Source organism: Achromobacter xylosoxidans A8 (assembly GCF_000165835.1).
In the GTDB taxonomy this organism is placed as follows: domain Bacteria; phylum Pseudomonadota; class Gammaproteobacteria; order Burkholderiales; family Burkholderiaceae_B; genus Achromobacter; species Achromobacter xylosoxidans_B.
In genome coordinates this window covers 4,000,767-4,025,041 of record NC_014640.1, presented here as the reverse complement: position 1 = coordinate 4,025,041, position 24,275 = coordinate 4,000,767, and the positions used below count along the sequence as shown (strand labels likewise).

General features: G+C 64.4%; 24 protein-coding genes. 14 read left to right on the top strand and 10 right to left on the bottom strand.

From position 1 onward, the window contains the following. Nucleotides 1-185 precede the first annotated feature (185 nt). Both AXYL_RS18590 and AXYL_RS18585 read right to left on the bottom strand, forming a co-directional pair. Entirely contained in the window at nt 186-395 is a 210-nt protein-coding gene (locus tag AXYL_RS18590) for a hypothetical protein (protein WP_013394383.1), read from the bottom strand. Between the two features lie 16 nt (nt 396-411). After that, nucleotides 412-1,293 carry a LysR family transcriptional regulator gene (locus AXYL_RS18585; RefSeq protein ID WP_013394382.1) on the bottom strand — a complete coding sequence of 294 codons (882 nt, stop codon included), beginning with the start codon at nt 1,291-1,293 and terminating at the stop codon, nt 412-414. A gap of 98 nt (nt 1,294-1,391) precedes the next feature. Between AXYL_RS18585 and AXYL_RS18580 the strand changes: the two genes are divergently transcribed. Genes AXYL_RS18580 through AXYL_RS18570 form a run of 3 tightly spaced genes read left to right on the top strand, consistent with a single transcriptional unit; the run spans nt 1,392 to nt 3,905 of the window. Next, on the top strand, nt 1,392-2,399 hold the full coding sequence (locus AXYL_RS18580) for a membrane dipeptidase (protein ID WP_013394381.1): 1,008 nt from the start codon (nt 1,392-1,394) through the stop codon (nt 2,397-2,399). Nucleotides 2,400-2,424: 25 nt separating this feature from the next. Further along, on the top strand, nt 2,425-3,396 hold the full coding sequence (locus tag AXYL_RS18575) for a Bug family tripartite tricarboxylate transporter substrate binding protein (RefSeq protein WP_013394380.1): 972 nt from the start codon (nt 2,425-2,427) through the stop codon (nt 3,394-3,396). 8 nt (nt 3,397-3,404) lie between these two features. Then, nucleotides 3,405-3,905: a RidA family protein gene (locus AXYL_RS18570; RefSeq protein WP_013394379.1), complete on the top strand. Its 501-nt coding sequence runs from the start codon at nt 3,405-3,407 to the stop codon at nt 3,903-3,905. 27 nt (nt 3,906-3,932) lie between these two features. Here AXYL_RS18570 and AXYL_RS18565 read toward each other — a convergent pair whose 3' ends face one another. The 3 genes from AXYL_RS18565 to AXYL_RS18555 form a co-directional block, all read right to left on the bottom strand. Continuing rightward, nucleotides 3,933-4,532 (bottom strand): OmpA family protein, encoded by a 600-nt coding sequence (locus AXYL_RS18565; RefSeq protein WP_013394378.1) that lies wholly within the window; start codon nt 4,530-4,532, stop codon nt 3,933-3,935. A gap of 2 nt (nt 4,533-4,534) precedes the next feature. Next, nucleotides 4,535-5,035, bottom strand: coding sequence for a hypothetical protein (locus tag AXYL_RS18560; RefSeq protein ID WP_237709914.1), 501 nt, complete (start codon nt 5,033-5,035; stop codon nt 4,535-4,537). Nucleotides 5,036-5,190: 155 nt separating this feature from the next. Then, nucleotides 5,191-5,403: a hypothetical protein gene (locus AXYL_RS18555; RefSeq protein ID WP_013394376.1), complete on the bottom strand. Its 213-nt coding sequence runs from the start codon at nt 5,401-5,403 to the stop codon at nt 5,191-5,193. Nucleotides 5,404-5,595: 192 nt separating this feature from the next. Between AXYL_RS18555 and AXYL_RS18550 the strand changes: the two genes are divergently transcribed. Further along, on the top strand, nt 5,596-6,315 hold the full coding sequence (locus AXYL_RS18550) for a carbonic anhydrase (protein WP_013394375.1): 720 nt from the start codon (nt 5,596-5,598) through the stop codon (nt 6,313-6,315). Between the two features lie 453 nt (nt 6,316-6,768). Here AXYL_RS18550 and AXYL_RS18540 read toward each other — a convergent pair whose 3' ends face one another. Together AXYL_RS18540 and AXYL_RS18535 are read right to left on the bottom strand one after the other, a co-directional pair. Next, on the bottom strand, nt 6,769-7,149 hold the full coding sequence (locus AXYL_RS18540) for a DCC1-like thiol-disulfide oxidoreductase family protein (RefSeq protein ID WP_013394373.1): 381 nt from the start codon (nt 7,147-7,149) through the stop codon (nt 6,769-6,771). A gap of 120 nt (nt 7,150-7,269) precedes the next feature. Next, the gene (locus AXYL_RS18535) at nt 7,270-8,220 is read right to left on the bottom strand and encodes a GlxA family transcriptional regulator (RefSeq protein WP_013394372.1); all 951 of its coding nucleotides are present in this window, start codon (nt 8,218-8,220) and stop codon (nt 7,270-7,272) included. A gap of 120 nt (nt 8,221-8,340) precedes the next feature. Here AXYL_RS18535 and AXYL_RS18530 point away from each other — a divergent pair, with 120 nt between their 5' ends. After that, nucleotides 8,341-8,934, top strand: coding sequence for a LysE family translocator (locus tag AXYL_RS18530; protein ID WP_013394371.1), 594 nt, complete (start codon nt 8,341-8,343; stop codon nt 8,932-8,934). Nucleotides 8,935-8,997: 63 nt separating this feature from the next. Here the strand turns inward: AXYL_RS18530 and AXYL_RS18525 are convergent, their stop codons facing one another. Then, entirely contained in the window at nt 8,998-9,642 is a 645-nt protein-coding gene (locus AXYL_RS18525) for a DUF2239 family protein (protein WP_013394370.1), read from the bottom strand. Between the two features lie 192 nt (nt 9,643-9,834). Here AXYL_RS18525 and guaB point away from each other — a divergent pair, with 192 nt between their 5' ends. The 5 genes from guaB (at nt 9,835) to AXYL_RS18500 (ending at nt 16,965) form a co-directional block, all read left to right on the top strand. Next, a complete protein-coding gene (gene guaB / locus AXYL_RS18520) occupies nt 9,835-11,295 on the top strand; it encodes an IMP dehydrogenase (RefSeq protein ID WP_013394369.1) in 1,461 nt (486 codons plus the stop codon). 117 nt (nt 11,296-11,412) lie between these two features. Further along, entirely contained in the window at nt 11,413-13,005 is a 1,593-nt protein-coding gene (gene guaA / locus AXYL_RS18515; protein WP_013394368.1) for a glutamine-hydrolyzing GMP synthase, read from the top strand. Nucleotides 13,006-13,382: 377 nt separating this feature from the next. Further along, nucleotides 13,383-14,405, top strand: coding sequence for a Bug family tripartite tricarboxylate transporter substrate binding protein (locus AXYL_RS18510; RefSeq protein WP_013394367.1), 1,023 nt, complete (start codon nt 13,383-13,385; stop codon nt 14,403-14,405). A gap of 8 nt (nt 14,406-14,413) precedes the next feature. Then, nucleotides 14,414-16,018: a sulfatase gene (locus AXYL_RS18505; RefSeq protein WP_013394366.1), complete on the top strand. Its 1,605-nt coding sequence runs from the start codon at nt 14,414-14,416 to the stop codon at nt 16,016-16,018. Nucleotides 16,019-16,071: 53 nt separating this feature from the next. After that, on the top strand, nt 16,072-16,965 hold the full coding sequence (locus AXYL_RS18500; protein ID WP_013394365.1) for a LysR family transcriptional regulator: 894 nt from the start codon (nt 16,072-16,074) through the stop codon (nt 16,963-16,965). A 623-nt stretch (nt 16,966-17,588) separates the two neighbouring features. On the opposite strand, the gene AXYL_RS34370 is transcribed toward AXYL_RS18500, so the two are convergent. Further along, the gene (locus AXYL_RS34370) at nt 17,589-17,912 is read right to left on the bottom strand and encodes a Rid family hydrolase (RefSeq protein ID WP_013394363.1); all 324 of its coding nucleotides are present in this window, start codon (nt 17,910-17,912) and stop codon (nt 17,589-17,591) included. Between the two features lie 63 nt (nt 17,913-17,975). Beyond that, complete coding sequence (locus AXYL_RS18490; RefSeq protein ID WP_013394362.1) at nt 17,976-19,184, bottom strand: MFS transporter; 1,209 nt, start codon at nt 19,182-19,184, stop codon at nt 17,976-17,978. Between the two features lie 382 nt (nt 19,185-19,566). Between AXYL_RS18490 and AXYL_RS18485 the strand changes: the two genes are divergently transcribed. From AXYL_RS18485 to AXYL_RS18470, 4 genes are all read left to right on the top strand, one after another. Next, nucleotides 19,567-20,079, top strand: coding sequence for a sigma-70 family RNA polymerase sigma factor (locus tag AXYL_RS18485; RefSeq protein WP_013394361.1), 513 nt, complete (start codon nt 19,567-19,569; stop codon nt 20,077-20,079). After that, nucleotides 20,076-21,062 (top strand): FecR domain-containing protein, encoded by a 987-nt coding sequence (locus AXYL_RS18480; protein WP_013394360.1) that lies wholly within the window; start codon nt 20,076-20,078, stop codon nt 21,060-21,062. The genes AXYL_RS18485 and AXYL_RS18480 overlap by 4 nt, the downstream gene beginning before the upstream one ends. Nucleotides 21,063-21,186: 124 nt before the next feature. Beyond that, nucleotides 21,187-23,571: a TonB-dependent siderophore receptor gene (locus AXYL_RS18475; RefSeq protein ID WP_237709912.1), complete on the top strand. Its 2,385-nt coding sequence runs from the start codon at nt 21,187-21,189 to the stop codon at nt 23,569-23,571. 64 nt (nt 23,572-23,635) lie between these two features. Next, nucleotides 23,636-24,160: a sigma-70 family RNA polymerase sigma factor gene (locus tag AXYL_RS18470; protein WP_013394358.1), complete on the top strand. Its 525-nt coding sequence runs from the start codon at nt 23,636-23,638 to the stop codon at nt 24,158-24,160. Nucleotides 24,161-24,275: the final 115 nt, after the last annotated feature.

Below are 24,275 nucleotides of genomic sequence, written 5' to 3'. Positions count from 1 at the left end.
GGATGGGGCTCTTGCGGCATGATTGCCGCGATCTTTGCGAACCTTTGCAGTTCGATTTGGCGGATGCCGGTAGTATTCGTCCATCGAATCTCAGGAGCCCGTCATGCAAAGTCAGCAACCCGCGCCCGAGCCGAACAAGCGCCGTTGGCCTTTTGGCTACGGCGAAGAGGAGTAGTCCGGCTGCCCTAGCCGATACGCTCGATCCGGTCACCCGGACCGGACAGCTCGTGATAGATGTCATCCAGGTACTCGGCCAGCCCGTCCGCGGGAACGTCGGCAGGAATGGCAAGGTCCGCAGCCCGCACGCGCTTGCCGGCTTCCGACCGGTACGCCGTCCATACCGAGCCCTCGCGCTGGATGTCGAGCTGAAACCTGCCGTAGATGTCGAATTTCATCGATGTCCCGAAAAAATCATGACCAGGCCAGTGCCAGCTCGGCAGCCATGCTGCGCGTGAGTCCCAATAGCGCTTGAGCGGCCGGGCTAAGCGTCTCACCGCCGCGGGTCAGCACTTCCAGGCTGCGGACGGCGCTTTGGTCGGCCAGGGGCACGATCGCCAATTTCGCGCTTGTCGTGACCGCCAGAGCAGGCAGGATGGTGACGCCAAAACCCTGTTCGACGAAGGTCAGCAAGGAGGTGGTGTTGCGCACCGTCAGCAGCGAGGCCTCCACCAATGCGGCGACTTCCGGGGAGTTGAACCGGGCGCACAAGCCGTTCGCAATGAACTCCGCGGCATCGATATCGCTCCAGCGCACGTTGCGGCGCAGTTTGGTCAGGCCATGTCCCGCTGGACACACCAGTACGAAACGGTCTTCGAACAGGGGCTCGGTCGCGATGCCGGGCAAGGGCGCCGGCAGCGTGGCAATGCCGAAATCGACTTCTCCGTCGGCCACCGCCTTGCCGACCGCGGCCGAGTCTATGTCTCGCAAATCCACCCGCACTTGCGGATACTGCCGGCGCATCGATCCGATGACTTGCGGCAGCAGTCGGATGGCTGCGCTCGGCACGGCCGCCACCTTGGCTGTTCCGAGCGCGCCGCTGGCATAGCGGACCATGTGGGCCACGGCCGAGTCGAATTCCGCAATGGCCCGCTGAGCTTGTGCGCGGACATAAAGGCCCAGCGGAGACAGACGGATCTTGCGTTCGCCTTCGAACAACGGGCCGCCCAGCTCCGATTCCAGCTGCTTCAGGGTCATGGATAGCGCCGCCGGCGTGCGGCCGACTCGGTCGCCGGCCTGGGCCAGTTCGCCGGCGTCGACCACGGCCATGAACATGCGCAAGTGCTCTAGTTTCATATTTAAGAAAAAATGAAATAAAACGAAATTATTTTAGTTTGACTGAATTATGGCCGGAAATCTACAGTACCGCTCACTGCCAATCCAGGAAGCAAGCAATGAGCGCAAGCGCCTTACGCATCGACGGGCTGCAATACAGCAACTGGTCCGAAAAGATATTCCGCCAACTGCGTGAAGGCGGCGTGGACGCGGTCCACGTCACCATCGCCTATCACGAGAACCTGCGCGAGATGATCCACAACATCGAACGCTGGAACCGGTGGTTCGAGCGCTATCCCGACCTGATCGTGCAGGCGCGCAGCGGCGACGACGTCAGGCGAGCCCGCGAGTCCGGCCGCACCGCGATCATTTTCGGGTTGCAGAACCCATCGCCCATCGAAGACGACATCGGCCTGGTCGAAGTGGTGCACACGCTGGGCGTGCGCTTCATGCAGCTGACCTATAACAACCAGTCCCTGCTGGCTTCAGGCTGCTATGAAGCGGTCGACAGCGGCGTCACGCGCATGGGCCGCGAAGTGATCAAGGAAATGAACCGGGTCGGGCTGGTCATCGACATGAGCCATTCGGGCGAGCGCTCCACGCTGGAAGCGATAGAACTGTCCGAGCGGCCCATCACCATCAGCCACGCCAATCCGCATGCATGGGCGCAGGCGCTGCGCAACAAGTCGGACACGGTGCTGAAAGCGCTGGCCGGCGCGGGCGGCATGTTCGGTTTCTCGCTGTATCCGCATCACCTAAAGAACAAATCGGATTGTTCACTGGACGATTTCTGTGCCATGGTGGCGCGCACCGCGGACTTGGTGGGAGTGGAGCACCTGGGCCTGGGCTCGGATCTGTGCCAGGACCAGCCGGACTCGGTGGTGCAGTGGATGCGCACGGGCCGCTATACCAAGAACATCGATTACGGCGAAGGCTCGGCCGCGCAGCCGGGGTTTCCGCCGCAGCCGGACTGGTTCCAGGACAGCCGCGGTTTCCAGAACATCGAGCAGGGCTTACGCGCGACCGGGTTTTCAGCGGACGACGTGGCGCTATTGATGGGCGGCAACTGGATGCGCTTTTTCGACGCAAGCTTCGGCCCGCAAGCCACTACTACCCGCAATCCCTGAACGGTCGCAACCTCGGAGCACTTACATGAAGAACGCCATTCGCATCCTTGCGTGCGCCACGCTGGCGCTGGGCGCCGTCGGCAACGCCAGCGCGCAGGACTTTCCCACTAAAAGCATACAGATCGTCGTGCCGTTCCCGCCGGGCGGTGTGGCCGACCTGGTCGTGCGCACCGTCGCACAAAAGCTGGGCCAGGACGTCAAGCAGCCCGTGCTGGTGGTGAACAAGCCCGGCGCCAGCGGCATCATCGGGGCCGAGTTCGTGGCCCGCGCACCAGCGGACGGCTACACGCTGCTGTTGGCCAACCTGCCCATCATGTCGATCAACGAACTGCAGTACAGCAGCCTGCCGTATTCCGCCGCACGCGACTTCGCGCCGGTGATCCTGTTGGCCGATCAGCCCTACATCATCGCCACCGGCAACGCCGTGCCTGCCAAGACGATGAAAGAGTTCATCGCCTATGCCAAGAGCAAGCCGGACACACTGACCTTCGGTTCGGCGTCCAGTTCCACCTTTTTGGCAGGCGAACTGTTCAAGCAGCGCGCCGGCATCCGCATGGCCCACATTCCCTACAAGGGCAGCGCACCCGCCATCAACGATCTGCTGGGCGGACATATCAGCCTGATCCTGGATCCGGTGATTACCTTGCTGCCGCACGTCCAGGCCGGCAAGCTGCGCGCCCTGGCGGTCACGTCGTCCGAGCGGATAGATTCCGCGCCGGACATACCCAGCTATAAGGAAGTCGGCCTGGCGGACATGGACATCACGTCCTGGCAAGGCATCGTCGCCCCGGTCGGCACGCCCGAGGCGGTCGTGAAGAAGCTCAACCAGGACTTCAATCGCGCATTGCAGTCGCCCGAAGTGGCCTCGCGCCTGAAAGAGCAGGGCGTCAGCACCAAGGGCGGTTCGGCCCAGGCCTTCACCGATTTTGTCGCGGCCGAGAACAAGCGCTGGGCGACGCTGGCCAAGCAGGTCAACTTCCTGCCCGGCAGTCTCTGAGGAACGTCATGAGCGGAGCCGATGCGCGTTTGCAGGCCTTGGGGCTCGTCCTGCCACAGCCCACGCCCACGCACTATGCCTATTTGCCGGCGTTGCGGCATGGCAGCACGGTGTATGTCGCCGGGCAGATTCCCAAGCTCAGCGCGGACCAGTTGCTGGTTCAAGGGGCCATAGGCGAGCAGGTCGGCGAAGCGCAGGCGCGCGAGGCGGTGCGCCTGTGTGTATTGCATGCGCTGTCATGGGTCGCCCATCACGCGCAGGGCAGCCTGGATGCGGTGGAGCAGATACTGCGCGTCAACTACTTCTTCCAGGTGGGCGAGCGCGCCAGCACGAGGCTATCCGCCATCGCCGATACCGGATCGGAACTGCTGGTGGCGATTTTCGGGCGCCAGGGCGAGCATCCGCGTTCGGTCATCGGCGTGCGCGAGTTGCCGCGCAACGCGCCGGTGCTGGTCAGTATGGATGTGGCCCTGGCGGTTGCGGACGAGTCGCGAGGCCCGGCCCGCTGAAAAGGACCCGGTCCCGCGCCGCGCTGTTCAGTGCTTGGGCAGCACGAACTCTACCCGCCGGTTCTGCGCCCGTCCTTGCGGATTGTCCGCGCCATTGGCCAGCCGGTTCGACTGGATCGGCTGGGTATCGCCCAGTCCCTTCACCGTCAGCCGCGCCTTGTCCACGCCGTGGCTCGTGAGCCATTGCGCCACCGCCTGCGCGCGGCGCAGGGACAGGTCCTTGTTGTAGGACGCCGATCCCTTGGAGTCGGTATGGCCTTCGATCGCGACAGTGCCCGCCGAGCTGGCCTTGATCAGGCTGGCGATGTCCCGCAGCGTAGGCTCGGCGGCGGGACGGATGGCGGTCTTGTCGAAGTCGAACAGCACGTCGCCCAGCATGGCGACGGTCACGGCATTCTTGTCCTGCCGCACCGACAGGCCGTCGTGGCGCGCGGCCAGCCCGTCTATCTGCGCGTTCAGGTCCGAGATGCCGCCGCTGGCGTCGGAGGGCAGACCCTTCAAGTCCAGGATGGTGGCCTGCAGATCCAGGATCTCGGCCTTGTAGGGTGGCTCCTGCGCCATGGAGCCGCCGGTGGCGGCGAGCAACGCCGCGGCCAGCAGAGTTGACGAGCCCGGGTAGCCGGCCATGGCTAGCGGTCGGTGATCTTGATGGCGTCGAAGGTCTCGACGCTCGGTATCGTCAGCGAGACCTCTTTGATCTCCTTGGGCGGGGCGGGGAATTTCCCCTGCCAGGAGCCGGCGATCGGGGCGTCCTTCTCGGTCCTGATCATCAGTTTGGGATTGGTCAGCGGCTTGTCGTTGCTGTCTCTCAGCAGCAGGTGCTTCTTGTTGCCAGCCACGACGTAGAAGCTGTTTTCATAGTCGCTCTTGCTGATCTGCGGATAGAGCATCTCCGTCTTGCCCATGACGATGGGCTTGAACCGCACCTTGATCGACAGGATGTCGCCGCTGCGCACCGCTTCGACCACCTGGCCTTCGGCGACGCCGGAATCGGTCAGGCCGGTAGCCAGGGGCGCGGGGGCGTTCGCCTGGGCCTGGGCAAAGGCGGCCTGGCCAGCCGCCGCCAGGGTCATGAAGGCGCCCAGCGCACAGGCGGCGGCGGTCTTTCTGATAGGAATCACGATAAGCATCCTCTGTCGTTGAAAACCATTCAGGGCAGGGCATCCGGACCGGGACTCATGCTTTTGGTCCCATCCAAAGTCCAACATGTGATGGTCCGACTTTCAGGCGCTTATTGCAGTTTGATGTTTTTCCAAGAAGTTACGGAATCTAGCCAGCAGCAGCGTTATCCGCCGCGGTGCCCGTGATAGCGCGGAGCTGCGACGCTGCGCGTGTTTTCCTTGTGCTGGGATCCGACCAGGGCCTTGCGCCGGGCTTCCTCGTGCTGGTGATCGGCACGGGCCCGGTCCTTTTCCGCATGCGGCGGCGAGTGCGCGTCGGGCGAGCCGGAATCGGGCGTGGCCTGGGCCGGTTTGGGGTGGGGGGTGTTGGGCGTCATGGTGCGTACCTATGCAGGTGACGCGGCTTATGCCGCCATTCCACGTTACGCCTGGGGTGCCTGTATCTCAAGCGCCAATTGCGACAGACTCTTTCAGGGCCCTCCACCCTTATTTTTGAGGCGCGGGCGCCGCGCTAGCGGCAAAATAGTCATGCGCTGGTTTCCTAGACGTTCGTCTTTCAGGAGAGCCTCATGTGCGACTGTTCCTCTTGCGCAAATCCCCTGCATTTCAATCGCCGCCGCCTGCTGTTTGGAGCTGCTGCAATGGCAGCGGCCGGCGCCTCGGGCTGGCTGGGCGCTGCCCAGGCCGCCGTGCCCTCAAACGATATCGGTCCTGACGCGGCATTGAAGCGCCTGATGGCTGGCAACGCCCGCTACGCCGCCAACAAGCCGAACATGCGGGATTTCTCCGCCGGACGTGCCGCCCGCGCCGTAAAGCAGAAGCCCATCGCCGCCATCCTGGGCTGTTCGGACTCGCGGGTTGCGCCTGAATTGGCTTTCGACCAAGGCCCGGGCGACCTGTTCATCGTGCGCGTGGCTGGCAACTTCGTGAACGAAGACGGCCTCGCCAGCCTGGAGTACGGCACGCTGGTGCTGCGCGCGCCGCTCATCCTGGTGCTGGGCCACGACAACTGCGGGGCGGTGGACGCGACCATCAAGGCGTGGAAGGACAAGACCGAATTCCCGGGTCATTTGCCGGCCCTGGTGAACGCGATCAAGCCCGCCGTCGAACTCGCGAGCAAGTCGGGCGCCAAGGATCTGATGGCCGCGGCCGTGCAGGAGAATGTGCGCATGGCGGTCGATCGCCTGAAGAACGCGCAGCCGCTCTTGCAGGAGATGGTGCAGCAGAAAAAGCTGGGAGTGGTCGGCGGCGTGTACAGCCTGGCCACGGGCAAGGTGACGCTGGTCTGACGTAGCCGACGGGGTTGGCTGAACTACAGCGCCGGCCGGCCCCGGAACGGTGAGAATTGCTGAGCTTTAAACGTTTTTCCCTTCGTAATATCCGCTGAAAGGATATTGAAAGGGGAAGGAGCATGGGGGCGTGCAAAAAATGCGAGGCTATCGTAGCGGACCGGCGCGATGCGCCCGGACATGAAGACCTGATCAGCCTGGGCGTAGTGCGGTCAGCTGGAGAGACGCAGCGAGGCGTGCAGCAACTAGCGTTCACCTGCGCGGTGTGCGGCACGGATTGGGATTATTTCGACGACAAGCGCGACCCAGCATCGGGGTGGCGTCGCTGCGACGCCAATGGGGATGCGCAAATGGCCGAAGAGCCTCTGGCAAGAGCGATGGGCGCGGCCTAGCGCGTACGGTCTTCAACCGGGTGCCATTCCCGCGCGCCGCGTCGGCGACGGGCCAGCGCGCCTACATCTGCATCTTCTTCTTGCCCAGCAGCGTCAGTGCAAGGCTGCGGCCGGTGCGCATGAACGGGTAAAGCGCCGTCGACAGGCAGGGATTGCGGAACACGGCCGCGTTGACGCTGTTGAACAGATCATTGCCGGTGCTGATCAGCGCCAGCCGGTTGATGCAGTCGGCGCCCCAATAGTCCTGACCATCCAGATGCAGCAGCATGCCTTGGTTCAGGTCGTAGCCTTGCGCCTTGTAGGCCACCGCCAGATCGGGATGGTCGCGCATGTTCAGCAGATCGATGGGGCCGACGGCCTTCTGCAATTGCAGCATCCGCACGTAGTTCGAGCAGAAAGGGCAGTCTCCGTCGTAGAGCAGGAAGTTCTTTGCGATGGCCATGACGCACCGTGTGGAAATGCGCAGGCGCGAAAAGCGCGCCCGCCGCTTATCTCCGATTAAAACCCATATCGCTGAACGCGCCCACCGCCGGCATTGCGCACGCGGGCCGGGTGCGGGACATCAGCGCATCTGGCGCACCCCATGGCCCAGGCGCCGGCGCAGCAGGTTGCGCAGCGTGACGCCGTCGGCGTAGCCGACCTGGGCCGCGATCTGCTCCAGCGACAGGCTGCTGGTCTTTAGCAAATGGGCGGCGCGCTCCACGCGCAAATCCTGGAAGAACGACAGCGGGCTCTTGCCCAGCACCTCCTGCGTGCGGCGCGCCAGCGTGCGCTTGCTGGCGCCCAGCGCCTGCGCCGCGGCATCCAGCGAGAACCCCTGCGCAAGATGCGCGCGGGCCCAGCGCTCGAAAGCCTGCACCAGCGGTTCGGCATGCGTCAGATGGTCGGTGATGACATAGGCGGATTGCGCCGGCCGCTGGTCCACGATCAGATAGCGCGCCACCAGCGCAGCCAGTTCGGGACTGGCCTGGCGCACCAGCCACAGCGCCATGTCCATGTGGCTCAAGGCCGCGCCCGCCGTCAGCAACGACGACGAGCGCACCAGCATGTGCTTGTCCTCCAGGTCGACCGCCGGATAGCGCTGCCGGAACAGCGGCGCCAGCCACCAGGTGGTGGTGGCCTTGTGGCCGTCCAGCAGGCCCGATTCCGCCAGCACGAAGGTGCCGATGCAGGCCGCGGCGGTGTTCGCGCCAGGGCCGCGCTCGCGCAGCATCCGGCCAGCGTCGCGCACGTCGGCGCGGCCCAGCGCGGGCACCAGCGTTTCGGGCATCTTGCAGCCGATGGCCGGGATGACAAGCCAGCCCGGGTCCGACGGGTCCGGACTGCCTGAAACGGGCACGCCAAATCCCTGCGAGGTGCGCACCTTGCGGCGCAGGCCGACCACCCGTGTGTCGAACGGCAGCACGGGGGCGGGCAGCAGTGGCGACAGCTCGTTGGCTGTCGCGAACACATCCAGGATGGTGGACAGGCCGGTATCGAACACGCCCTCCAGGGCCAGGATCTGGATCTTCATGGCAAGAACGCTATCAAAGATGTCAAAACCGCCAATATTAATAAGGCTGGGCCGGACCCACAATGCCGCTGTCTGATCGTCGGCGCGCAAACCTGCGCCGCGTGCCACCGGAGCCTTGTCTTGTCCTTTGAAAATCTGCTTGCCCTGACGGTGTTCGCCTTCGTGACCTCTGTTTCGCCGGGCCCCAGCAACGTCATGCTGATGACCTCGGGCGCCAACTTCGGCTTCGGCCGGACCTTGCCCCAGGTGCTGGGGATCACCGTCGGCTTTACGTCGCTGCTGTTGGGGGTAGGGCTGGGCCTGGGGGCGCTGTTCCAGGCCTGGCCGCCGTTGTCCGCGGCATTGAAGATAGGCGGGGCGGCCTACCTGCTGTACCTGGCGTGGCGCATCGCGCTGTCGCGTTCGATCAGCACGGGCCAGGCATCGGCCAGGCCGCTGACCTTCATGGAATCGGCCTTGTTCCAGTGGATCAACCCCAAGGCGTGGATCGTGGCGCTGGCCTCGGTGGCAGTCTATGTTGACGCTGCGGCGCCGTGGGCGTCGCTGGCCTGGATGTGCCTGGTGTTCGCGCTGGTGAACCTGCCCAGCGTTTCGCTGTGGGCCGGCTTCGGCATGGCGCTGCGCGGATTCCTCGCGCAGCCTGGACGCCTGAAATGGTTCAACATCGCCATGGGAGGGCTATTGGCACTGACGTTGTGGCCGATGTTGCGGTGATGGCGCGGGGTTCTGGCGGGAAGCGCGCGGCGGGTCCGCGCCGCGCCCAATTCGCGCTTGGGATCACTCCGCGCTACTGTCGCCGGAGCCGCCCCATGCCAGCCCCATGGCATAGCCGCGCACATCCTCGGGCCATGTGGCGATCTGCTGCGCAAAGCGCTCGCGGTCGCCGGCATATAGCGCCCGCGTCGCTTCCTCGAAACCGGACAGATTGCCGCCCATGCTGGACATGAAGCGATAAGCCGCCTCCTGGCGCTCGCGCCGGCGGTCCTGTGCTTCATTATCGCGGCGGGCCTGTTCCACCAGTTTGCGCAAGGCGACGGACGCGCCGCCGGGCTGCGCGCCCAGCCAGTCCCAATGGCGCGGCAGCAGCGTGACTTCACGCGGCACCACGCCCAACTTGGGGCGGCCCCGGCCGCGCGGTTGCGTCTGGTCGGCTGCCACGTCGGCGGGCATTCCGGCGGCCAGGGGCGCCGGCTCGATGCGGGCGCGGTGACGTTCCGCGATGGCGGCGTCGTCGCCTCTCAGATCCAGGTCGACCTGCTTGCCGGATTGGTCGTCGAACACCAGGATGGCGGCGTCGCTGCCCGAGTCCATGGCCCGTTTAACGGCGAGCGCCACCTCGGCCAGGGGGCCAGTGGTAAGTATGCGGTGGCCGGCGAAGGCAGTGTGCGGATCGGTGTGGCGGGGTACGGATAGTTGGTTCATTATTTTGTCCGGATAAAAATGGCAGGCTAATTATGATCCGGGTAAAAATACAAGTCAATATATCCGGGTAAAAATATTGCGAGGCGGCAATCCGCCACTGCGGCGTATAGAAATATCCCCGCCAACCTAGGGACAACACCTAGGCAAAACACCCAAGCGGCGTATAATCTTGCTTTGCGCCCGGAGTTACCCATGCGTCTCGTACAAAAAGCGCTCACCTTCGACGATGTGTTGCTGGTGCCTGCGTATTCCGAGGTCCTGCCTCGCGACACTTCCCTGGCTACGCGCCTCACTCGCAATATCAGCCTGAACATCCCGCTAGTGTCCGCCGCCATGGACACCGTCACCGAATCGCGTCTGGCCATCGCCATGGCGCAAGAGGGCGGCATCGGGATCATCCACAAGAATCTGTCCGCCGACGCCCAGGCGCGTGAAGTCGCCCGCGTCAAGCGCCACGAATTCGGCATCGTGATCGATCCGGTCACCGTCACCCCCCAGATGAAAGTGCGCGACGCCATTGCGTTGCAGCGCCAGCATGGCATCTCGGGCCTGCCGGTGGTCGAAGGGCGCAAGCTGGTCGGCATCGTCACCAACCGCGATCTGCGCTTCGAAGAGAACCTGGACCAGCCCCTGCGCAACATCATGACGCCGCAGGAACGCCTGGTCACCATGAAGGAAGGCGCCACGCTGGAAGAGGCGCAGTCCCTGATGCACAAGCACCGCCTGGAGCGCGTGCTGATCGTGAACGACGGCTTTGAACTGCGTGGCCTGGCCACCGTCAAGGACATCGTCAAGAACACCGAACACCCGATGGCCAGCAAGGATGCCCAGGGCCAGCTGCGCGTGGGCGCGGCAGTGGGCGTGGGCGCCGGCACCGAAGAGCGCGTGGAAAAGCTGGTTGCGGCAGGCGTTGACGTCCTGATCGTCGACACCGCCCACGGCCATTCCAAGGGCGTGCTGGAAGGCGTGCGCTGGGTCAAGCAGAACTACCCCAAGGTTGAAGTCATCGGCGGCAACATCGCCACCGCCGCCGCCGCGCGTGCGCTGGTCGAGTACGGCGCCGACGGCGTCAAGGTCGGCATCGGCCCTGGCTCCATCTGCACCACCCGCATCGTCGCCGGCGTGGGCGTGCCGCAGATCCATGCCATCTCCGAAGTCGCCAAGGCGCTGGAAGGCACGGGCGTGCCGCTGATCGCCGACGGCGGCATCCGCTACTCGGGCGACGTCGCCAAGGCCCTGGCCGCCGGCGCTTTCGCCTGCATGATGGGCGGCATGTTCGCCGGTACCGAAGAGGCGCCGGGCGAAGTCGTGCTGTTCCAGGGCCGTTCGTACAAGTCCTACCGCGGCATGGGCAGCCTGGGCGCCATGACGGACGGCTCCGCCGACCGTTACTTCCAGGATCCGTCCAACAACGCCGACAAGCTGGTCCCCGAAGGCATCGAAGGCCGCGTCCCCTACAAGGGCAGCGTGCTGGCCATCATTTACCAACTGGTCGGCGGCATCCGCGCCTCGATGGGCTACTGCGGCTGCGCCACCATCGACGACATGCGCACCAAGACCGAATTCGTGGAGATCACCTCCGCGGGCGTGCGCGAGTCCCACGTGCACGACGTACAGATCACCAAGGAAGCGCCCAACTACCGCGCCGACTGATCCGTACAGTCAACTACAATGTCATGCATCGCGCACCGGCAGAACCGCAAATGAATCAGCGGTTCTGCCGGTGCGGTTTTATTTACTGCGGTTTTATTCTTTACCGGTAGAGTCTCCATGCACCAGCGCATCCTCATTCTCGACTACGGTTCGCAAGTCACCCAGCTGATCGCCCGCCGCGTCCGCGAAGCCGGCGTCTACTCCGAAGTGCACCCTGGCGACGTCGACGACGCCTTCGTGCGCGACCAGATGGCGCAAGGCCTGAAGGGCGTCATCTTGTCCGGCAGCCACGCTTCCGCCTACGAAGAAGGCTCCATGCGCGTGCCGCATGCGGTGTTCGAGCTGGGCGTGCCCGTCCTCGGCATCTGCTACGGCATGCAGTCCATGGCGCAGCAACTGGGCGGCGTGGTCAGCTTTTCCGATCATCGCGAATTCGGCTACGCCGAAGTCCGCGCCCACGGCCACACCAAGCTGCTGGAAGGCCTGGAAGACTTTGCCACGGCAGAAGGCCACGGCATGTTGAAGGTCTGGATGAGCCACGGCGACAAGGTCACCGAGCTGCCCCCGGGCTTCAAGCTGATGGCGTCCACGCCGTCCTGCCCCATCGCCGGCATGGCCGACGAAGACCGCAAGTTCTACGCCGTCCAGTTCCACCCCGAAGTCACGCACACCGTTCAAGGCAAGGCCATGCTGGCCCGCTTCGTGAACGAGATCTGCGGCTGCGAAGGCGACTGGAACATGCCCGACTACGTGGCCGAAGCCGTCGCCCGCATCCGCGAGCAGGTCGGCACGGACGAAGTCATCCTGGGCCTGTCGGGCGGCGTGGATTCCTCGGTAGCCGCGGCGCTGATCCACAAGGCCATCGGCGACCAGCTCACCTGCGTGTTCGTCGACCACGGCCTGCTGCGCCTGGACGAAGGCAAGCAGGTCATGCAGACCTTCGCTGAAAACATGGGCGTGAAGATCATCCACGTCGACGCCACCGCCCAGTTCATGGGCAAGCTGGCCGGCGTGGCGGATCCGGAAGCCAAGCGCAAGATCATCGGCCGCGAATTCGTCGAAGTGTTCCAGGAACAAGCCGGCAAGCAGCAAAGCGCCAAGTGGCTGGCCCAGGGCACGATCTACCCCGACGTCATCGAATCCGCGGGCGCCAAGACCGGCAAGGCCACCTCCATCAAGTCGCACCACAACGTGGGCGGCCTGCCGGACACACTGAACCTGCAACTGCTGGAGCCGCTGCGCGAACTGTTCAAGGACGAAGTCCGCGAACTCGGCGTGGCCCTGGGCCTGCCGCCGCAGATGGTCTACCGCCACCCGTTCCCCGGCCCCGGCCTGGGCGTGCGCATCCTGGGCGAAGTGAAGCATGAATATGCCGAACTGCTGCGCCGCGCCGACGCAATCTTCATCGAAGAGCTGCGCAACACCAAGGACGAGGCCAGCGGCCTGACCTGGTACGAACTGACCTCGCAAGCGTTTGCCGTGTTCCTGCCGGTGAAGTCGGTGGGTGTGATGGGCGATGGGCGTACCTACGAATACGTCGTGGCGCTGCGTGCGGTGCAGACGTTTGACTTCATGACTGCTGATTGGGCGCCGCTGCCGCATCCGTTGCTGGCTCGGGTGTCTTCGCGCATCATCAACGAAGTGCGGGGGATCAATCGTGTGGTGTATGACGTGTCGAGCAAGCCGCCCGCGACGATTGAGTGGGAGTGATCCTGCAGTTGTCTTGCAGTGAATGAGAAAGGCGCTTCGGCGCCTTTTTCTTTTTTGGTCGGCTGTGGGCCGGGGTGAGGGCCGGACTTCTCGGTGGCAAGTACTGCGATGCGTTGATGGCATTGGACCGGCAGATGCGTCAGGGCGAGCCTTTCGTGGCGCGTTCGACCTGGTACTTGATCGAAACTCGGCGCCGAAACGATTGTGGTAAGAACGGGCCGGCCAAAGAGGCCGCCGAAAATACCCTATAACCAGCTGGAATATCACCCGCGAATCGAGTGATATCTCCCCATCCTGGCTGCTCCTACACTGGGTTCCCAAGCCGAACTGGATGTCCTGTCCGGCAATACCGGTATCCATGTCGGAAGGGAGACCCCATGGCTGTATCGCAACAGAACACAGGCGCTCAGGCATTCAGCAGGCGGCGGCGCAGTCTGGTGACCGGCTGTGCGTTCATGGCGCTGGCCGGCTCCATGAGAGGGCGTCTGGCGTGGGGACAGGACTTCCCCAATCGGCCCGTCAAGCTACTAGTAGGTTTTTCCGCAGGTGGCGGGCTGGACATGATTGCGCGCGAGATGCAGCCGGAGCTGAGCCGGCTGCTGGGCCAGCCGGTAGTGATTGAAAACAAGGCCGGAGCCGGTGGCGCCTTGGCAGCCACCGTGGCCGCGCGGTCCGCGCCTGACGGTTACACGCTCGTGATGACCGTGCCGGGTTCCACCAGCATCGCCCGGCTGCTGCATGGCGATAAGCTGCAGTACCAACCCGACAGCGACCTTGTTCCGGTGGGAATGATCGGCTACACGCCGCTGGTGTTCCTTTCCGCCGCCGATTCGCCCATCAAGTCCATGGAGGATGTCGAGCGTCTGGCGAAATCGAGTCCCGGCGGATTGAATGTCGCCTCGCCGGGGGCGGGCACTCCGGCGCACTTCGCCATCGAGCTGTATCGGACTGAGTCGGGCCTGCCTCTCACACACGTGCCCTTTGGCGGAAGCGGCCAGGCTATCTCGGCGCTGGTTGGAGGGCATGTGCCGCTCATGGTGACAACGATAACGTCGGCCATGGCCCTCGCGTCATCCGGGCGGGTAACCCTGCTGGCGTTGACGGGACGCCAGCCATTGGAAGAACTACCCGACGTTCCATTGTTAACGATAAAAGGCGAGCCTGTCGACATCGTCGGCTGGACTGCATTGCATGTGCCTCGTGGTACGCCAGCGCCTGTCATCGAACGCCTCAATCACGATCTGAACGAGGTGCTGGCCATGTCGGCGTTCAGGCGCCGCATGCAGTCCACCCAGTTTGTGGTGACGCCGAGCACGTCCCAGGATGTGTCTCGGTTCATCGCCAAGGAAAAAGTTCGCCTCGAGGAAGTCGCCTCGAAGGCTCATCTCCAGTTTCAGTGAGCAGCGCAATGGCCGGAAAAATATCCCATCCCAATTTTCTATTCATCATCACCGACCAGCAGCGCGCCGACCACCTCGGCTGCTATGGCAATCGCGTGGTACGCACTCCCCATATCGACAGGATCGCAGCTTCGGGGAGTGTGTTCGATCGATTCTATGTGGCGTCGACCGTGTGCATGCCGAACCGCGCCAGCATCATGACAGGCCGCTATCCATCGGTGCACGGTACTCGAACCAACGGGATTCCATTGTCGCGCCATGCGGTGACATTCCCGCAGGTATTACGCGAGGAGGGCTACCGCACGGGGTTGGTAGGCAAGGCGCATTTCCAGAACATGGACGAGCGGCCTCCGAGCCTGCCAGCGCCGTCTGTGCCGCCGGGACTGCGACTGAGCCCGGCGTTCCCCGAGGCCTGGGCCGACAACATCAGCGGGCCGAACTATGAGCAGGAGCGGCGTTCGCGCTGGTCCGATCCCGGCCATGCGCTGACGTTGCCTTACTACGGCTTCGAGCACGTCGAATTGTGCAACCACCATTCGGACGACACCTTCGGCGACTGGGCGCGCTGGGCCAGGGAGCGCCTGCCTGGCTACGAACAGTTGTGCGGGCGAAGCCATGCGGAGGCGGACGAGCACTTTGCCGTGCCTCAGGCGTGGAAGACGCGCCTGCCGGAGGAGATCTATTCGACGTCATATGTAGCCGAGCGCTCGCAAGCCTTCCTGCGGCGCCACGCCAGTTCCGGCAATCGGCCTTTTTTCCTGCAGTGCTCCTTTCCTGATCCGCATCATCCCTTCACGCCGCCAGGACGCTACTGGGGCATGTACGAGCCGGACGAGATTCCATTGCCTCCGACCTGCCGCTCGCCCGGCGCAGGAGCGCCGCCCACGGTGCGCTGGCTGCACGATGAGCGCACTGCCGGGAGTGCGCCGCTGGAAGGGCCGCGTCTCTTTGCAGTGCTACCGGACGAGGCGCGCCGCATGATCGCATTGACCTATGGCATGGTGACCATGATCGACGATGCGGTCGGACGCATCATGGAAACACTGCACGAGACCGGCCTGGCCGAGAATACGATCGTGGTGTTCACGAGCGATCATGGCGACCTGATGGGCGACCACGGGATCATGCTCAAGGGCCCGATCCACTACCAGGGCCTGATTCGAGTGCCCTTCATCTGGCATGATCCGCGCCGATCCGCCGAGTCGCGCGTCGGGGCCCTCGGCAGTTCAATCGATATCGCGCCTTCGGTGCTGGCAGCGGCCGGCTTGGCCCCGGTCCGGGGCATGCAGGGACGGGACCTGGGGCCGCTCGCGGCGGGGAACCCGTCGGGATGCCGCGAGTCGTTGCTGATCGAGGAGGAAAGCCAGCGAGCCTTTCTGGGATTTTCCGAACCGGTGCGGGCGCGGACCCTGGTGACCGAACGCCATCGCCTGACCTTGTACCGCGGCGTCGATTGGGGCGAGTTGTACGATCTGGCGACCGATCCCCACGAGGAACACAATTTGTGGGACGTTCCGACGCATGCGGCCCTCAAGGCGGAGCTGATGGCTTCGTTAGCCTATAGACTGATGGATGTGGTGAGCGAGACACCGCGGCCTACCCGGATAGCCTGATCGGCATTTGGTAGCGCGACGCAGCCACGCAACGGCAACTTGCGGACGCGGGCATGAATATTCGGGATGTGGAGTGTTTTCTGGCGATATTGGAACATGGGTCCTTGCAGCGGGCAGCCGCGTTCCTCGGCGTATCGCAGCCTGCGCTGACCAAGTGCGTCCACCGGCTCGAGGCCGCGCTCAATGCCGAGTTGTTCGCGCGCACGCCCGCCGGCATGGCTCCTACGGAGGCTGCACTCGCGCTCAGGCCCTACGCGGTCCGGCTGCAAGGGGAATACCAGGCAGCGTTCCGGGTCGTCGGCGACGTGATCGCGGGCGAAGTGGCCACGCTTCGGGTGGGTGCGACTCCGGTTTGGGAGCCTTTGGTCAGCCGGGCGTTCGTGCGCTTTTCGGAGCTGCGGCCTGCTGCCAGGCTGAACCTGAGCGTCATGCCGCCCGACCGCTTGCTACGTGCTTTGCGGGCGGGATTCGTGGACTTCGGCGTGGTCACGGCTGACACCGTATCGCCCGATGTGCGCAGCATCAAGCTGGCTCCCGATACCCTTAGGGTAGTGGCGCGGCGGACGCATCCGGTTCACCAGCATGCTCACTCCCGTTTGGAGGACTTGCAAACCTATGTCTGGCTGGCAGCTCGGCGCGGTGTCCTCTCGCGCAGCCAACTTGAGGCTTGTTTCGAGCAGGCAGGCTTGTCCTGTCCCCATATTCAGGTGGAAGTCGACGGCACCGGCATACGCGCCATGTTCCCATTGCTGAGCAGCAAGGATTGGCTGGGCATGTGCCCACAGTCGTTGCTTGCCGATGCTGCTGCTTTCGGCCTGAAAGTGGTGCAGGTCGAGGGGCTGGAGTGGCCTATGACGCCGTTGCTGGTGACCCGTAGCCAGTCGCCATTGACTGCATTGACCCAGGCCTTCATACATTCGCTGGAGCACGGCGCCGCCGAAGGGTAGCGCCGCCGAATTGCGGAGGCCACTAGCTGACCTCCAGGTAGTTCTTCAGGCTTTCCGGAGGACCGCGCACAGGCATCGAGAAGCAGCAGCCCTCTTCGAGTGCCTATCTGACGCGTATCAAAGCCGTTCGCGATCGTCGTTGGCGCATCAACAATAACCTGTCGGGTACGCCGGCTTTCTGCCCTATCATTCGACGCTCCGAGGTTCTGACTCAATCGCTGCGGTTCAACCTTCTTGAGGCGCTCACGGAACTGGACCGCCAGTTTGGCGAGGACGTACTGATGCGCGCCGCTACCTGGTTTACGTTCAAGGAGTCGCGTGCGAGCTTCCTGCTCGAGCGCGAGGTCGCTCAGGCAGATAGAGTCAAGCGGTTCGCCCACGTTACGGCCGAGCACTGTGGCAAGCTTGACGAGCCGCTTGGCGCCGATGGGCTGGCCATGCTGCAGGAGGGCATCCTTGGCAATCAGGCAGGGCGTCCAGGTATGCGCCGATCGCCAGTCTTTGTCGGCCAGGCCACCATGCGCGAGGGCATCGTCCACTATCTCGGCCCTCATTTCTCGGCGCTTGGCGACATGCTGGCGGGGCTGCAAGCGTTCGAGCAATCGACCCGCGGGCGTGCGGCGTTACGGGGTGGGAGACTCGGCGCCAACTGTGCGGTTGAGCGGTGCAAAGGCCACCGCCTCGATCTCTACCAGCCCGCCATCGGGGTTCAAATCAGCAACTTTCAGTTCCACCGAGGCAGGATACGGAGCGAAGAAAAACTCATCACGGACCCGTCTTATGGCGGCCAACTGACCAGCCTTGTCAAGTTCCAGGCGGCCGCTGCCGAATACATGGAACATCTGCAGCTCGATGGCATCTTCCATCTGCGCGTCGCAAGCCAGTAGCAGGCGCTCGATCTGCTTGAACACCTCGCGCAGTTCGTCGCAGAACGCCGCCTCGCCCATGGGTTCGGTCCGCGCCGGCTCCAATCCCGCCTGTGTGAAGGTTGGAATCAGACAACGTTTGGGTCAATGAGGCTTATGGGGCGTTGACCTCGTCAAAACCGATAGCAACAACGCAGCCGCTGCCAGGGCCGCGGCAATAAAGCCCAGATTGATCGCTCCGACCCATTCGATTCCAAGCCCGCCGATCGATCCGGACAGTGCGATGGCGAGATAGAGGATGGCCTGGTTGAGCGAGATGAGGACGGCTGCGGCATCAGGTTTGAGCGCGATCAGGCGGTGTTGCTGTGGCGTCGTGATGGCAAAGGCTGCAATTCCATAGAACGCAATCATCACGAACGCCGCTGGCAGGCTTTGCGTCGCCAGCGGCAAGACCAGCATGGCGACAACCAACCAAAGCAGGGCAAGGATCACAACTTTCGGGCCGCCGATGCGGTCCGCAAGCATCCCGACGCCCAGGTTGCCGATGGTCCCCACGATGCCTAGGGTCGTCATCAGCCCCGCCAGGTAGAAGCTGTTCGCCTGGGTGGCCGATTCAAAGATGATGCCGATGTAGGTGTAGGGCATGTAGACCGCCGTGAACGCCAGGAGGGTCACGCCTAGCACGGCAAGGATCCGGGGCTGCAGCAAAAGGCGGACTTGCTGTCGCAAACCATTGGCAGCGGCAACGGCCAGCGTCGCGGGAATGGCGCGGAAGACGCCGATGACGCCGATCGCGGCCAAGCCCGTTGCCAGCCACATGGTCGATCGCCAGCCGAACACCCCGCCGAAGGCAGTACCCAAGGGCGCGCCCAACGCGGTCGCCGCAGTAAAGCCGCTGACCACCAGCGCGATGGCTTTGCCCCGATGCTCCGGCGCGACCATGGCGGCGGCGGTCACGGTGGCTGTCGGAACGAACATGCCCACGCCCAGCGCGGCCACGACCTGCCCAAGCAGGACTTGCAGGTAAGAGGGCGCCAGCGCGGTCCAGGCGCTGCCCAGGAGGTACACGGCCGATGCGGCGACCAGCACTGTCCTGCGTTGCCAGCGCACCGTCGCGGTCGTCAGGATCGGGCCTGCAATCGCGCAGGTCAGCGCGAATATCGTGATCACCTGGCCCGCGACGGAGGGGGAGATTTCAAGCGAGCGACTGAGCAGCGGTAGCAGACCCGCCAGCACAAACTCGCCGGTTCCGACGACAAACACGCCGAAGGCGAGCATGGAAACTGCGAGCCACTGGCTTTTTGCCGCTGGACGGGGAACCTTGCTTGAAGACGGCACTGTAGAGTCGAACATGACTAGTCCTTCTGGCGCTGCGACGTGGGCGCCGCGCCAAGTTTGTGATTTCTTGTGTGGGTTGTAGCGAACCGCCGGGCTGTTGCGTGACCGATCTGCAGTTGAGTTCCAGCTTGCATTAAATATATACGGTCGTATGTATATATGTCAAAGCGCGATGCGCGGCGAAGCTCCTGAGCTGTGGCTCGTCCGAGGTCCTGACCATGGAGAAAGCGGAGGCCAAGGATCTAGCCTTGTCCTGCCGGCCTGGGCTGGTGCATGACGCCGCGGTCATATCTCTGATGCCGGCAAGAACTCAACTCGGATGCAGCCCTGGTCCATAATATAGATAATGGTTATCATTACTGATTAATGTCCGAGTCAACATTGCGGGGAGACGTTCATGTCCGGCGTAGCGGGGTTGCGAGAACGCACAGCGGTACTGTATGCGGAGCACCATTCGTGGCTCGCGCGCTGGCTGCGTTATCGCACCGCGAATTCCGACTGCGCCGCAGACCTGGCACACGATACGTTCATGCGGGTGCTGGCCGCCAAGGAAATCCCGCCGCTGGTCGAGCCGCGTGCCTTTCTCGCTACCATTGCCCGCCGGCTGCTGTCCAACCACCATCGGCGCGAAATCATCGAACGTGCCTATCTCGATGCCTTGGCCAATTTGCCCGAGCGCGTCGAACCCAGCCCTGAGTCGCGCCACCTCGTGATTGAAACCCTGCTGGCCATCGATCGCGCGCTCGACAGCTTGCCGGCGAAGGTGCGCGAGGCGTTCCTGCTGGCGCAGCTCGAGGGGCTCAGGCATGAGGATATTGCGGCGCGGCTGGGGGTGACCACCCGCACCGTGAGCAACTACATGGTGCGCGCGGTCCAGACCTGCTTCTTTGCCCAGGACGGTCTTGCGTGAAGCGGGCGAGCGCTACGCCCGTTGCCTACGCTGGGGGACTGCCGCTAGCGCCACACGTGGCCGAGCAGGCGTCGCGCTGGTACGTGTTGTTGACGAGCGGCGCCGAGACCGCGCAAGACAGGCAGGCCTGGGAACGCTGGCGCCAGGCGGATCCCGATCATGAGCGGGCCTGGGCGCATTTGATGCGCGCCGACGGCCGGATGCGAGAACTGGAGGGCAGTCCCGCCTATCAGGCGCTGACGGGCGACCGGCGCAAGGGCCGCCGCGCGCTCATCGCCATGCTGGGGCTAGTCACCTGTACCGGCGGCCTGGTCTGGACGGCCGACCGCAAGCGCTGGGTACGGATCTCGCCCGACTACGTGGCGGGAGTAGGGGAGCAGCGCACGGTCATGCTGGATGATGGCACCGAGGTCCTGCTCAACACCGACAGCGCGATCGACGTGCTGTATGACGGACGGACACGCCGCCTGCGCCTGCGCCGTGGCGAAATCCAGATTCGCACCGGGCATGCGGCCGGCTATGCCGACATGCCATTCCGGGTCGACACGCCCGCTGGAGGCGTGCGAGCGCTGGGAACGCGCTTCATGGTGCGCCTGGACGGCGAGCAGACCCGTGTGGCGCTGCTCGAAGGACTCGTGGAGATCGAGCCGGCGGCGGGCGGCAGCCGGCTGCTGTTGCAACCGGGGCAGGCCACGCGCTACGGCGCCGGGGAAGTCGAGCCCGTCCGTCCGGTGGCGCTGGCCGACACGGCCTGGATCAATGCCGAACTGGCGGCCGATGACATGCCGCTGGACCGGTTCCTGGCCGAACTGAGCCGCTACCGGCACGGGTTGATTTCCTGTGATGCGCCGGCGGCGAAGTTGCGGATCTCTGGATTGTTTCCCTTGAATGACACCGACAGGGCGCTACAGGCGGTGGCCCGCCTGCTGCCTGTCACGGTGACCCGGCGTAGCCCTTATTGGGTGCGCGTTTCGGCTCGGTAACAGTTCAACTTCTCCATTTGCCCGGATCCCGGGAAAATTCTTTCGTCGATAACTTTCCGGTTTCCGGCTTTGGCGTGTCCTTTCAATCAAGAGGACTCAATTGCACGGGAAACAACTGGAATCCATGGTTATCGGAGCAGCCGATCGACGTCGCGTACACGCGCCCCACGCCATGGCGGGGCGGCAGCTGTGCGCGCGGATGCTGCTCCTGGGCGCGCTCATGGCCATGCCGTTGGCCGGGGCGCAGTCCGACCAGCAGGCGGCCGCCACGCGCAGCTTTCACGTTGCGCCGGGGCCGCTGACCCAGGTGCTCCAGCAGATTGCCAGCCAGGCGCGCGTGCTGGTCTATTTCGATCCCGCTGTCACCCGTGACCTGAGCAGCAACGGCCTGGACGGCACCTACGCGCCCGCGATTGCCTTCGAGGCGGTATTGAGCGGTCACGGCCTGGAAGTCTACGAAGACCTGCCGGGAAGTTTCCGTGTCCGTCGGATCTGGATGCCCGCGGTGTCGATCCTGCCGGTCACACAGGTCGAGGGCACGGTCCGGAGCTTCACCCAGCTCGAGGATCGCGCCGCCACCAAGATTCTGGCACCGTTGGCCTCGGTGCCGCAGTCGGTGTCGGTGGTGACTTCCGCCGACATGCAGGCGCGAGGGGTCCGTTCGGTCACGCAGGCGCTGCAATACACGCCGGGTGTGCAGATCGACAATTACGGCGGTACCGAGGTCCGCAACGACTGGATCGTGTTGCGCGGCTTCGATGCCAAGCTGACCGGGGATTATCGCGACGGCCTGAGCCAGATGCCCTACGACCAGATCCGCGCACGGGTGCCGGCCTATGCGCTGGAACAGATCGAGGTCGTGCGCGGGCCGGTGTCGGCGCTGTATGGACAGACCGCGCCGGGCGGTATCGTCAATCGCGTCACCAAACGTCCTCCCGAGACGCCGCTGCGCGAAGCGGCGTTGCAGTTCGGATCGTTCGAGCACAAGCAGGCTTACCTGGACCTGGGCGGCCCTATCAACGAGGGCCGACAGGCCCGTTTCCGCCTGACCGCGACAGCCAGGGAAGCAGGTACGCAGGACAAGTACGACAGCGGCCATCGTTACCGGGACAACCTGGTCTACGTGGCGCCTGCCTTTGGCTGGCGCGACGCGGACACCTCGTTCACCTTGCTGATGCACTACCAGCATGATCGCAACGACGGTGAATCGCGCGCCTACTACCCTCTGCGGGTGCTGGTGGGCGACTACGACTACGACCGCAACGACCGCGATTTCTTCAGTCTGGGGTACCAGCTCGAGCATCGCCTGAACGCCCGTTGGCGGGTACGCCAGAATGCGCGCTACCAGCACGGTGACATGCTGCTGCGCAATCTATACGCCGGAGCGCTCGCCAGCGACGGTCGTACGCTGGCGCGCGCGCAGCTCCAGGCACGGGAGCGCGCCGAAGGGCTGGCGCTGGACAGCCAGATCGAAGGCGACTTCGAAGGGGGCGGGCTGCGCCATACGGTGCTGGCCGGGCTGGATGTCAGGCGCTTGTCGGGCCGTCAGCATTATCAGCAGGCGGCCGCGCCCAGTCTGGACCTGCTGGACCCGCGCTATGGCCAGGACATCGGGCTGCCGCCCGGCGCGCCGTCGATCATCAAGGTGTGGCAGGTCAGCGAGCAGTGGGGACTCTATCTCCAGGACATGATGCAGGCGGGGGACTGGACCGTACTGCTTGGCCTGCGGCGGGACGGCTATCGCGACGTGACCGATAACCGGCTTGCCGATACTCGTACGCGTGGCAGCGGCGATTTCTACACGTGGCGGGCGGGCGCGTCGTATGCGGCGGGGGCTGGTCTCGCGCCCTACGTGGGGTATGCGACCTCGTTCGTGCCGCAGGCGGGCGCCTCCTACGACGGCAAGCCATTCGATCCGTCCCGCGCCGAGCAGTTCGAAGTGGGCGTGAAGTTCCAGCCGCCGCAATCGCAAAGCCTGTACACGCTGGCCTTGTTCGACCTGCGGCAGCGCAACGTGCTGAGCGCCGATCCCGATCCGGCGCATCCTGGTTTCAGCGTCACGACCGGCCGCGTACGCGCGCGCGGCGTCGAATTCGAGGCCAAGGTCAATCTGGCGCGAGGCTGGGATGCGCTGGCCGCCTACACCTTCAACGATGTGAAGAATCTGCAGGCCAACGACGGCACGGCGGGAAAGATGCCTATCGTGACGCCGCGCCAGATGGCGTCCCTCTGGCTGAACCATTCGCTTGATGGATGGTTGGCGGGATGGAGCGCGGGCATGGGGGTGCGCCATATCGGCTCTACCTACGTGGACGCCTCCAACACGATGAAGAACCACGCCGCCACCCTTGTGGACGCCGCGCTCGCGTACGACGCAGGCGCCTGGCGCCTGGCGCTGGATGCCAGCAATGTGTTCAACCGGCAGACCGCGGTCTGCCGGGGAGATCGCAGCAATTGCCGCTATGGCGTGGACCGCACGGTATTCGCCACAGTCACTTATCGATATTGATGCCGCTCCATCAAGGGGCGGTGTCGGACTATGACCTGGGCGCCTGGCGCTCGAGGAGGTACACATGGTTACGGGCACTGCGCCGACGATGGAAGCACTGACCGCACTGTACGCGGCGAACCGGCGGCAGCTGGTGCGTGCGGCGCTGCGTATTCTGGATTCGCAGGAGTTGGCTGAGGACGTGGTGCAGGATGCCTATGTCAAGCTGCTCGAGGGCGCGGTGCCGCAAGGCGTGTGCGAGCCGGCGGCCTACCTGTACCAGACCGTGCGGCATCTGGCGATCGATTGCCATCGGCGCCGTGCGTTGGAGCAACGGCTTTTCGCGGACGAGGAAGCCGGTCGCCACGCGGTGTCGGCCTCGCTGGCGGAAGACGCCGCGGTGAGCAGCCAGGCGCTCAGGATGGCGAGCGCCGCGCTGACGCAGATGTCGGCACGTACCCGCCGGGCCTTCGAACTGCACCGGTTCGAAGGATGCACGCAGCGTGACGTGGCGCGTGAGCTGGGGGTTTCGACAGCGCTGGTCAATTTCATGATCCGCGACGCCCATCTGGCGCTGAGTTCCTGCCACGAATGCCTGCAGCCGGATTGACGGGGCGGCGTCGTAGCGGAGCGGGGGCAGTGCCGGCCCGCCCCGCGTATGGGCTGGCCGTCGCTGACGGCGGCCAGTTCCATGAGCCCGGCCAGACCAGGATCCACCTGGCCGT

Coding starts and splice junctions, on each gene's coding strand:
- AXYL_RS18590 (WP_013394383.1), bottom strand. CDS start 395: ATGAAATTCGACATCTACGGCAGGTTTCAGCTCGACATCCAGCGCGAG.
- AXYL_RS18585 (WP_013394382.1), bottom strand. CDS start 1,293: ATGAAACTAGAGCACTTGCGCATGTTCATGGCCGTGGTCGACGCCGGC.
- AXYL_RS18580 (WP_013394381.1), top strand. CDS start 1,392: ATGAGCGCAAGCGCCTTACGCATCGACGGGCTGCAATACAGCAACTGG.
- AXYL_RS18575 (WP_013394380.1), top strand. CDS start 2,425: ATGAAGAACGCCATTCGCATCCTTGCGTGCGCCACGCTGGCGCTGGGC.
- AXYL_RS18570 (WP_013394379.1), top strand. CDS start 3,405: ATGAGCGGAGCCGATGCGCGTTTGCAGGCCTTGGGGCTCGTCCTGCCA.
- AXYL_RS18565 (WP_013394378.1), bottom strand. CDS start 4,532: ATGGCCGGCTACCCGGGCTCGTCAACTCTGCTGGCCGCGGCGTTGCTC.
- AXYL_RS18560 (WP_237709914.1), bottom strand. CDS start 5,035: ATGCTTATCGTGATTCCTATCAGAAAGACCGCCGCCGCCTGTGCGCTG.
- AXYL_RS18555 (WP_013394376.1), bottom strand. CDS start 5,403: ATGACGCCCAACACCCCCCACCCCAAACCGGCCCAGGCCACGCCCGAT.
- AXYL_RS18550 (WP_013394375.1), top strand. CDS start 5,596: ATGTGCGACTGTTCCTCTTGCGCAAATCCCCTGCATTTCAATCGCCGC.
- AXYL_RS18540 (WP_013394373.1), bottom strand. CDS start 7,149: ATGGCCATCGCAAAGAACTTCCTGCTCTACGACGGAGACTGCCCTTTC.
- AXYL_RS18535 (WP_013394372.1), bottom strand. CDS start 8,220: ATGAAGATCCAGATCCTGGCCCTGGAGGGCGTGTTCGATACCGGCCTG.
- AXYL_RS18525 (WP_013394370.1), bottom strand. CDS start 9,642: ATGAACCAACTATCCGTACCCCGCCACACCGATCCGCACACTGCCTTC.
- guaB (WP_013394369.1), top strand. CDS start 9,835: ATGCGTCTCGTACAAAAAGCGCTCACCTTCGACGATGTGTTGCTGGTG.
- guaA (WP_013394368.1), top strand. CDS start 11,413: ATGCACCAGCGCATCCTCATTCTCGACTACGGTTCGCAAGTCACCCAG.
- AXYL_RS18510 (WP_013394367.1), top strand. CDS start 13,383: ATGGCTGTATCGCAACAGAACACAGGCGCTCAGGCATTCAGCAGGCGG.
- AXYL_RS18505 (WP_013394366.1), top strand. CDS start 14,414: ATGGCCGGAAAAATATCCCATCCCAATTTTCTATTCATCATCACCGAC.
- AXYL_RS18500 (WP_013394365.1), top strand. CDS start 16,072: ATGAATATTCGGGATGTGGAGTGTTTTCTGGCGATATTGGAACATGGG.
- AXYL_RS34370 (WP_013394363.1), bottom strand. CDS start 17,912: ATGGGCGAGGCGGCGTTCTGCGACGAACTGCGCGAGGTGTTCAAGCAG.
- AXYL_RS18490 (WP_013394362.1), bottom strand. CDS start 19,184: ATGTTCGACTCTACAGTGCCGTCTTCAAGCAAGGTTCCCCGTCCAGCG.
- AXYL_RS18485 (WP_013394361.1), top strand. CDS start 19,567: ATGTCCGGCGTAGCGGGGTTGCGAGAACGCACAGCGGTACTGTATGCG.
- AXYL_RS18475 (WP_237709912.1), top strand. CDS start 21,187: ATGGTTATCGGAGCAGCCGATCGACGTCGCGTACACGCGCCCCACGCC.
- AXYL_RS18470 (WP_013394358.1), top strand. CDS start 23,636: ATGGTTACGGGCACTGCGCCGACGATGGAAGCACTGACCGCACTGTAC.